This is a genomic window from Flavobacterium sp., from assembly GCF_046155325.1.
GTDB lineage: Bacteria > Bacteroidota > Bacteroidia > Flavobacteriales > Flavobacteriaceae > Flavobacterium.
Window position 1 is genome coordinate 1 of record NZ_JBJXDQ010000140.1, and the last position, 4,241, is coordinate 4,241.

Consider the following 4,241-nt stretch of genomic DNA (forward strand, 5'->3'; position numbering starts at 1 on the left):
TATTATTTTAAAAATAACAAAACTACAAATTTTTCTTGTTCCTCTGCGATACTCTCGTTAATGGGCACGGATTGTAAATCCGCGCTATCCCAAACGAGATAATTATTGCAAATCCGCGCTATCGGGGTTCATTATTCTCTGTTAAAATTACTGCCAACGTTTTGTGGCTTGGCGAAGGGCGGGATTTTAGCACGAATGTTCATACGAAGCACAAATGCTGAACCTTGTACAAATGTTTCTACGAAGCTCGAAACCCCGCCTTTTGCCAAACCACTGTTATAGCCAGTGGTTTTTTGTCTTAGAACGATTTTATTATTCCAAGTCTTAGTCTAAATCCTGCGTCATTTTGCTCTCCGTTCATATGTTGAATAACTGGTAGCGAAACAGTCAAAGGGAAACTCCATTTTTTGTATGAAAGGTTAGTGCCCAATGTCGCAAAACCTAAGTAGTAACCTGAATTTTCATCAACTACATCTTCTTCTGTTATTTTGTCTAACCACTCACCATAGTATCCACCGAACACGTTCCACCCAAAGTTAGTCTTACTTGTTTGTTTAGATGTATCTGGACTGCAAAAATTATTGTCGCCTTTTATACGGTACGATAGTGATAGGTTCTGAACAGAAATACTACCATAATAATTTTCTTCAAAACCAGTTGTGGTGTATTTGAATAGTCCGTTTCCTTGTAATGTCAATTTATCCCAACGCTTAGAAAAAGCTAATCCCGCCATTGGGTCAAACGAACCCGAACCAACCACAACAGTGGTATTGTCAAAGTTTGAACCCTTTTGAATACCTGTCCGAAGCTCAACGCCTGCCTGTAAAGCCAAGTTGAAATTATTCTTACTAAATATATTGAATGTTCCTAAAAGAATTAAGTCACCAATTCCATTGTCGTTACCATTGTCTGTTTGGAGGAACACATAGGGTAGCAAGGCTGAAACAGTGATTTTGTCAGTAATACCATAACGAAGTCCCAAAGAACTAATAAACATACTTTTTAGTGGTGTTTCTTCTTCTGCTGATGTGTCGACAGGTTCGTGATGTCCGTGATGTCCAGCACCTTCTTTTATAGTGCGATAATCGCCATAGGTTTCTGCTACCCACTGTTTTTTTTGTAGGGTTAGAATACCATTATTATAGTCTCCATTAGATGAGCCAGTTCCTGAACCAGCACAACAGGCACATTGACTATAAGCCTGAGTTGTTGCAAATAGGGCAACAACAAACAATAAAATTATTTTTGTCATTTTTATTTTAAATTTATTTTGAACATAGGAAATTTAGCCAACAGTACAACTGATAGCCGTTTGATTTATATAGTATGTCAAATAAATTTAGGTGGTCTGAAAAGTGAGTTGTAATAACCAGTCAAAAGAATTAAGCTTTTGTAAGTTGGGGTTGATTTGTCAAATGAAAACAAATAGTTTCCAAAACTCCAACTAAGATTATGTAACACAAATAAATCAATAGATTTCAATTTCAAAATAGCATTTGGAATGCCTTTATTATCACTTTCTGTGTTGTCTGCTTTTTTAAGTTGCTTGTTCAAGTAGCATTTTCCGTTACAGTGCATTTGAGGTTTGTTCTTGTTTTCGCAAAAAGTCTCCGCAATGTAGGCTTGGTTTGCCTTCCAATAAATAATATATCCTGCCTTGAACATTGTCTGCCAAGTCAGAAGTAATAAAAGTAATATGGAAGTCCACTGTTTCAAATTGTCTGCAAAGTTAGTGTTTTTCGGGGTCTTTTTACCATTGGCTATAACGTTTCGCAGCTACAAGAAGTTGGCGATTTCGGAGACGAAAACTGTCTGCCAGCAATGAACTTGATGCGAAGCACAAAGCTTCAACTAACTACTGAGCCGCCAATTTCTTGTAGGTGCTGTTATGCGGTCGGCTTTTTTATTATCCAAATATAAGTATTTCATTTCTTAACTCAAGTCAATGAGAATAGATAAATTTTGAACCAACTTTGCAGTGTCAAATCAAAAATACATAAACACATAAAATTATGAATTCTAACAAAATTGCAGCAAGAACTTTCGGTATAGCTTTCCTAATTGGCTATATTTCATATGGTCTAGGGTTCGGACTTTTAAACTCATTTATCAATTCTCCTGGCAGCCTTGCTGTCATTTTTAACTTGAAAAATCAGGTAATTTTTCAAGCTGCAATTATGATGGCTGTATTTGCACCGGTAAATATTGTATTAGGAGTAATTATGACTCCCATATTTAAACCCTACAATCAACCCTTAGCTTATGGATATTTAAGTGCTGCTATAGCATCTACTGTTTTGCTAATTGTTGGCGCCATTTTCTTATTATTATCAATCCCATTAAGTGAAGAGTTTGTAAAAGTTGGGGCTGGCGATACTAAGAATTTAGAATTATTATTTACTCTTTGCAAAAAAGCAAATTTCTTTTCATACCAAATTGCTATGGTTATTTGGGGACTTGGCGGACTGATATTTTCTTACTTACTATTTGTTTCAAAAATAGTTCCACGATGGTTATCAATTTGGGGAATAATCGGGTATGTAATTTTTATTTCAGGAGCTTTTTTTGCAATTTTTGGAATTAGCATTGATGTGATTTTAGATATCCCTGGCGGTTTATTTGAGATATTCCTAAGCTTTTGGTTTATTATCAAAGGATTTGATATGTCAAGTCAGAAAGAAGTTATGTAAGACTTAATATTACTTGCTGCTTTCATTTGAATTATGTGAAAGCAGGAGGTGGTATTTATAAGAATAACACATTACATAACATCACCAGTTAGTGAAATTCTTTTTCTTATTCTGCTCAATGATTCAGGCTTTACACCAATGTAACTTGCTATTTGGTATTGTGGAACTCTTTGAAAAATATCTGGCCTTGATTTTAATAGTTTAAGATATCTGTGCTCTGGTGAGTCGGTAAGATAGGAAGTCAATTGTTTTTTTTGTTCAGTAAAATCAGTTTCCACAATAGCTCTGGCGATTGTTTCAAATCTCGGAAATATTTTAAACATCTTCTGCGCTTGCTCTTCATTTCCAACGCTAACTGTTGTGTCTTCAACACAAATCAAATTGGTCTCTGAAGGTGTTTGATAACTAAAATTATTCAGCGAAATTATCCATTGTTCTTCTGTGAAAAAATTAGTCGTTTTTTCTTCGCCATCTAACACGATATATTCTCTCACACAGCCCTCCATAATAAAGTAAGTATCAACTGATAATTGACCTTCTTTCAACAAAAAGGCGCCTTTCTGAAAAGTCTTAATACACATATTATCTGCAATAGCATTTGACTCCACTTCTGTAAGAGGCGATATTTTGGAAAAATAATTTACAAATTTGTTATTCATCTTTAATTGTGTTGGTCTGTCTTTAAGCTGCCGCATAACGTTCCGCCGCTTCATGAAGTGGCGAACTTCGTAACGACATATTTTCCACTAAGATAATATTTATTGCGAAAGAAAAATGTGAATTTTGCACATTTTTCGCCATTTCTTGAAACGGCTGTTAGCACTAGTTGCTTAAGTCTTCAATACACTTTTCTCTAACTTTCCAAATTTTTTGAATATCAAATTCTATTTCTGGATTTTCTTTTAGCCACTTTTTCAAAAACTTTTTATGAAATTCCACTTTGTAATTTGTAATCTGATTAGTTAGAATTTCTATTTCCAGCAACAAACTATCTTCAAAATCTGACGCACTTGAATTACGTTTTGTGTAATCTAGGATTTCATTTTTGAACTTCAAATAATTATGAGCTTCGGGGATGAAATCAAGATTGTTTTCTCTCAAAGTTTCAGTTATCGCTGGTGTATTTTGCGCATTCATTTTAAAAATCCCAAGCATTAACTTCAAGCCTTCAAATTCATTCTCTTCCGCAAGCTTTTTCAATGTTGCGTGCTTTGTACTACATGTTCCACAATTTTCAGAAAAAATCGTTTTCAAATCATTTTTATCAAGATTTCTTCCATAAGGCAATCTTGAGATAAATTGACAAGCATCTTGAAAAGTTGAAATGTTTATCTTGAGAAATTCGTTTGAGATTTCTCCGTTAGCTTTTATTTCAAAATTCGGTAATTTGTCCATTTTTAGCGGTTTTTTTGGCAATTAGTGCTAACTTGTTTATAGGCTCAGTTTTATATTCAAAAACTGAGCAAAGTCATTCTTTTTGGTTGTATATGCTCAACTGTAGTTGAGATTTATTTTTTATAAATTTCAAATATAGTCAATCCATTCCTACAA

Annotated in this window: 5 protein-coding genes; 1 reads left to right on the top strand and 4 read right to left on the bottom strand. The window is 34.3% G+C overall.

All coding sequences use genetic code 11. From position 1 onward, the window contains the following. Positions 1-298 precede the first annotated feature (298 nt). Positions 299-1,252: a hypothetical protein gene (locus ACKVOD_RS09795; RefSeq protein ID WP_409209290.1), complete on the bottom strand. Its 954-nt coding sequence runs from the start codon at positions 1,250-1,252 to the stop codon at positions 299-301. 77 nt (positions 1,253-1,329) lie between these two features. Next, positions 1,330-1,665 carry a hypothetical protein gene (locus ACKVOD_RS09800; RefSeq protein WP_409209291.1) on the bottom strand — a complete coding sequence of 112 codons (336 nt, stop codon included), beginning with the start codon at positions 1,663-1,665 and terminating at the stop codon, positions 1,330-1,332. Positions 1,666-2,012: 347 nt separating this feature from the next. Between ACKVOD_RS09800 and ACKVOD_RS09805 the strand changes: the two genes are divergently transcribed. Continuing rightward, a complete protein-coding gene (locus ACKVOD_RS09805; protein WP_409209292.1) occupies positions 2,013-2,690 on the top strand; it encodes a DUF4386 domain-containing protein in 678 nt (225 codons plus the stop codon). 71 nt (positions 2,691-2,761) lie between these two features. On the opposite strand, the gene ACKVOD_RS09810 is transcribed toward ACKVOD_RS09805, so the two are convergent. Both ACKVOD_RS09810 and ACKVOD_RS09815 read right to left on the bottom strand, forming a co-directional pair. After that, positions 2,762-3,349, bottom strand: coding sequence for a Crp/Fnr family transcriptional regulator (locus ACKVOD_RS09810; protein ID WP_409209293.1), 588 nt, complete (start codon positions 3,347-3,349; stop codon positions 2,762-2,764). 163 nt (positions 3,350-3,512) lie between these two features. Further along, positions 3,513-4,085 (bottom strand): hypothetical protein, encoded by a 573-nt coding sequence (locus ACKVOD_RS09815; RefSeq protein ID WP_409209294.1) that lies wholly within the window; start codon positions 4,083-4,085, stop codon positions 3,513-3,515. Positions 4,086-4,241: the final 156 nt, after the last annotated feature.

Bases quoted from the DNA above. Each gene is read 5' to 3' on its own strand.
- ACKVOD_RS09795 (WP_409209290.1), bottom strand. From the start codon at position 1,252: ATGACAAAAATAATTTTATTGTTTGTTGTTGCCCTATTTGCAACAACT.
- ACKVOD_RS09800 (WP_409209291.1), bottom strand. From the start codon at position 1,665: ATGTTCAAGGCAGGATATATTATTTATTGGAAGGCAAACCAAGCCTAC.
- ACKVOD_RS09805 (WP_409209292.1), top strand. From the start codon at position 2,013: ATGAATTCTAACAAAATTGCAGCAAGAACTTTCGGTATAGCTTTCCTA.
- ACKVOD_RS09810 (WP_409209293.1), bottom strand. From the start codon at position 3,349: ATGAATAACAAATTTGTAAATTATTTTTCCAAAATATCGCCTCTTACA.
- ACKVOD_RS09815 (WP_409209294.1), bottom strand. From the start codon at position 4,085: ATGGACAAATTACCGAATTTTGAAATAAAAGCTAACGGAGAAATCTCA.